Origin of the sequence: Kitasatospora sp. NPDC127067 (assembly GCF_042724755.1) — a bacterium.
Taxonomy (GTDB): domain Bacteria; phylum Actinomycetota; class Actinomycetes; order Streptomycetales; family Streptomycetaceae; genus Kitasatospora; species Kitasatospora lactacystinica.
In genome coordinates this window covers 1-3,123 of sequence record NZ_JBHXEM010000274.1, presented here as the reverse complement: position 1 = coordinate 3,123, position 3,123 = coordinate 1, and the positions used below count along the sequence as shown (strand labels likewise).

At 73.8% G+C, this 3,123-nt stretch carries 4 protein-coding genes and 1 pseudogene; 3 read left to right on the top strand and 2 right to left on the bottom strand.

Annotated features, from left to right (window positions below):
• The 3 genes and pseudogenes from ACFWJ4_RS41280 to ACFWJ4_RS41270 all read left to right on the top strand — a co-directional run.
• Positions 1–181 (top strand): annotated as a pseudogene (locus ACFWJ4_RS41280) (hypothetical protein); the annotation flags it as partial.
• Between the two features lie 75 nt (positions 182–256).
• Complete coding sequence (locus tag ACFWJ4_RS41275; protein WP_380554542.1) at positions 257–922, top strand: HAD family hydrolase; 666 nt, start codon at positions 257–259, stop codon at positions 920–922.
• A 71-nt stretch (positions 923–993) separates the two neighbouring features.
• Positions 994–1,890 carry an aminoglycoside phosphotransferase family protein gene (locus ACFWJ4_RS41270; RefSeq protein WP_380554539.1) on the top strand — a complete coding sequence of 299 codons (897 nt, stop codon included), beginning with the start codon at positions 994–996 and terminating at the stop codon, positions 1,888–1,890.
• Positions 1,891–1,916: 26 nt separating this feature from the next.
• Here the strand turns inward: ACFWJ4_RS41270 and ACFWJ4_RS41265 are convergent, their stop codons facing one another.
• Together ACFWJ4_RS41265 and ACFWJ4_RS41260 are read right to left on the bottom strand one after the other, a co-directional pair.
• The gene (locus ACFWJ4_RS41265; protein WP_380554536.1) at positions 1,917–2,510 is read right to left on the bottom strand and encodes an RICIN domain-containing protein; all 594 of its coding nucleotides are present in this window, start codon (positions 2,508–2,510) and stop codon (positions 1,917–1,919) included.
• Positions 2,511–2,578: 68 nt separating this feature from the next.
• Positions 2,579–3,025, bottom strand: coding sequence for a hypothetical protein (locus ACFWJ4_RS41260; RefSeq protein WP_380554533.1), 447 nt, complete (start codon positions 3,023–3,025; stop codon positions 2,579–2,581).
• Positions 3,026–3,123 lie beyond the last annotated feature (98 nt).

The following is a 3,123-nucleotide window of genomic DNA, read 5'->3' as shown; positions in this document are numbered from 1 at the left end:
GGTCAACGGCACCGCGCTGAAGACCTACTCCAACGTGGACGCCGCGGCCGGCTACCAGCAGCGCACCTTCGACCTGTCGGCCTACGCGGGCCAGAGCGTCACCGTGAAGTTCGCCGGGACCGAGGACGCCTCGCTCCAGACCAGCTTCGTGATCGACGACACCTCCGTCCAGACCGGCTGACCAGGTAACGCCCAAGGGGCGGTGGCCGGTTCGACGGCCACCGCCCCCGGGTGCGCACCGGCCTATGCTGGTCGGATGATCAAGCCGATAGAGCTGGTGATTTTCGACTGCGACGGCGTCCTGGTGGACAGCGAGGTGATCGCCGTCCGGGTGCTGGTGCGGCTGGGGGAGGAGTACGGCTGGCCGCTGACCGAGGCGGAGGCGATCGAGCTCTTCGTCGGACGGTCCGAGGCCGCCAACCGGGCGACGGTCGCCGAACGGCTGGGCGCCGAGACGGCCGTCCTGTGGAGCAAGCGCTTCGTCGAACTGCACGCCGAGGCGGTCGACGCCGGGCTGACCCCCGTGGCCGGCCTCCCGGAAGCCCTGGCCGCGATCACCCTGCCCACCTGCGTGGCCTCCAGCGGCACCCACGAGAAGATGCGCCACACCCTGGGCCGCACCGGCCTCCACGACCACTTCGCCGGACGGATCTTCAGCGCCACCGAGGTCGCCCGCGGCAAGCCCGCCCCTGACCTCTTCCTGCACGCCGCGCGCTCGATGGGCGTCGACCCGGCCGCCTGCGTGGTGGTCGAGGACAGCCGGCCGGGCGTCGAGGCCGCCCGCGCCGCCGGGATGCGCGCGCTCGGCTACGCGGGCGGCGTCACGGCCGCGGAGCGGCTGGCGGGGCCGGACACCGTGGTCTTCGACGACATGCGCAAGCTGCCCGGCCTGATCGCCGCGGGCGCGGTCCACCCGGGCTAGCGGCTCGCCCTCCGGCCGGGCGCGGCAATTCGGTTGCCCGGCGCGGCCGGCGGGTGGCAGGGTCGGGCGCTATGGCCTCCTCCCGCAAGCTGCACGCCGACGAACTGGACATCGACGAGGCCCTGGTGCGCCGGATGGTCGCCGAGCAGTTCCCGCAGTGGGCCGGTCTGCCGGTCGAGCCGGTGGAACCGGCCGGGACCAGTAACGCGATGTACCGGCTCGGGGCGGAGCTGGTGGTGCGCATCCCGCGGATCCCCGGGGTGGTCGAGGAGATCGCCAAGGAGGACGTCTGGCTGCGGCGCCTGGCCCCGCAGCTGCCGGTCCCGGTGCCGGCCCCGCTGGCCGTGGGCGGGCCGGTCGACGGCTGCCCCTGGCCCTGGTCGGTGCTGCGCTGGATCGACGGCGACACCCCGACGGCCGACCGGACTGCCGAACCCGGGCTGCTGGCCCGGGACTTGGCGGACTTCGTGACCGCGATGCGCGGGATCGACCCGGCCGGCGCGCCCGCCGCCTACCGCAGCGAGTCGCTGGCGGACCGGGACACCGGGACGAGGAAGGCGATCGCGGCCGTGCCGGACCTGGTCGACGTCGCCGCAGCGACCGCCGCCTGGGAGCACGCCCTGAGCGCCCCCGCCCCCGCCGGCCCCCCGGTCTGGATCCACGGCGACCTCCAGCCCGGCAACCTGCTGTTGTCCCCGGACGGCCGGCTCGCCGCCGTCATCGACTTCGGCTGTGCGGGCCTGGGCGAACCGGCCGTCGACCTGATCCCCGCCTGGTACGTCCTGCCGGCCGCCGCCCGCGGGGCGTTCCGCGAGGCCGCGGCCCCCGACGACGCGGCCTGGGACCGCGCCCGCGGCTGGGCCCTGTCGATCGCCCTGCTGGAGGTCGCCTACTACCGGGACAGCGACCCGAGGATGACCGCCATCGCCCGCCACGTCATCGCCGAGGTCCTGGCCGACCGTGTTTGAGGGACCCGTCCCCGCCCGTCCGAGGGTCAGTGCCACACCGCGCCCGGCTGGCCCGAGAACAGCCACTGCTGGGCGTTGTCCCCGTTCGCGTGGGAGGAGCTGGTGATCTCCAGGACCTTGCGGCTGTGGTTGATGAGCAGGTACCGCCCCAGGGGGTCGCTCGCTGACGGGTAGTCCTGGATTTCCCACTTCGAGCCGGCCTGGTCGTTGCACGTCCACTGCTGGGCCCTGGCGCCGTTCCTGGTGGAGGAGTCGGTGATCTCCAGGCACTTGTTGCTGTGCGCGTTCACGACCTGGAAGTAGTTGCCCACGATCTTGAGGCGCCACTTCGAGCCGGCTTGGCCCTTGCAGTCCCACTGCTGGGCGTCGGCGCCGTTGGCGGTGGAGGAGTTGGTGATCTCCAGGCACTTGCCGGAGCTGTTCCTGATGACGAACGTGCCCGAGAGGTCGGCGGAGACGCCCTTCCCGAGCCCGGCGAGCGCGGTGTGCAGGCTCGGCTCCCCAGTGTGCGAGTCGGCGAAGGCCTGGCCGCCGCCGAGGCCGCTGAGGGTGAGCGTGAGGGCGGCGATGCCGACGGCGGCGGCGGAGCGCCGGGTGCTGCGGAGTCCGTTGCTGGGCATGGATGTCCCCCTTCGAGGGTGCTGGTGGGTTCGCGTCCACCACCTGATCCCCGGTGTTGGACGCGTCATCAGCTTGCCGCTGCGCCAGTGGTGTTGTCGTTAGCGGGCAGTCCACTCCGGCTTCGCTCGGAGTCCACCGGCGGCCGTCGCGGCGCCGTGGCGGTAGTCGCGGGGCGGCAGCCCGTACGCGCCGCGGAAGGCGCGGCTGAAGTCGGCGGCGCGGGGGAACCCGCAGCGGGCCGCGATGGCAGCTGACCGAGTGTGGTGCGCGGCGGCGACGCGCCGGGGTTGAGGTCCGGTTCGTGCAGGTGGGCGCGGACGAAGGCCCGGACGCGCTGGATCAGCGCCCGGCGCCGGCTCTCCGGTGGTACGGCGTCCTCGGCGTCGAGGTGGTGGGCGAGCAGCGCCGACACCAGGTCGAGGGCGGCGGTGCCCAGTCGGGGCGTGTCGCCGGTCCGGTAGGCGCCGGGGTCGGCGGCGATGCCGTCGAGCAGCTGGACGAGCAGGGCGCCCACGCCTGTGCCCCCGGGTATCCGGCGGGCCGTGAGCGTGCCGATCCGGTCCGGCGACCGATCAATGAAGTCCGGCGGGCCCGCGTCCTCTGACGCGGGCC

What these genes read in the sequence shown, in the direction of transcription:
- ACFWJ4_RS41270 (WP_380554539.1), top strand. Translation starts at nt 994, where the DNA reads ATGGCCTCCTCCCGCAAGCTGCACGCCGACGAACTGGACATCGACGAG.
- ACFWJ4_RS41275 (WP_380554542.1), top strand. Translation starts at nt 257, where the DNA reads ATGATCAAGCCGATAGAGCTGGTGATTTTCGACTGCGACGGCGTCCTG.
- ACFWJ4_RS41265 (WP_380554536.1), bottom strand. Translation starts at nt 2,510, where the DNA reads ATGCCCAGCAACGGACTCCGCAGCACCCGGCGCTCCGCCGCCGCCGTC.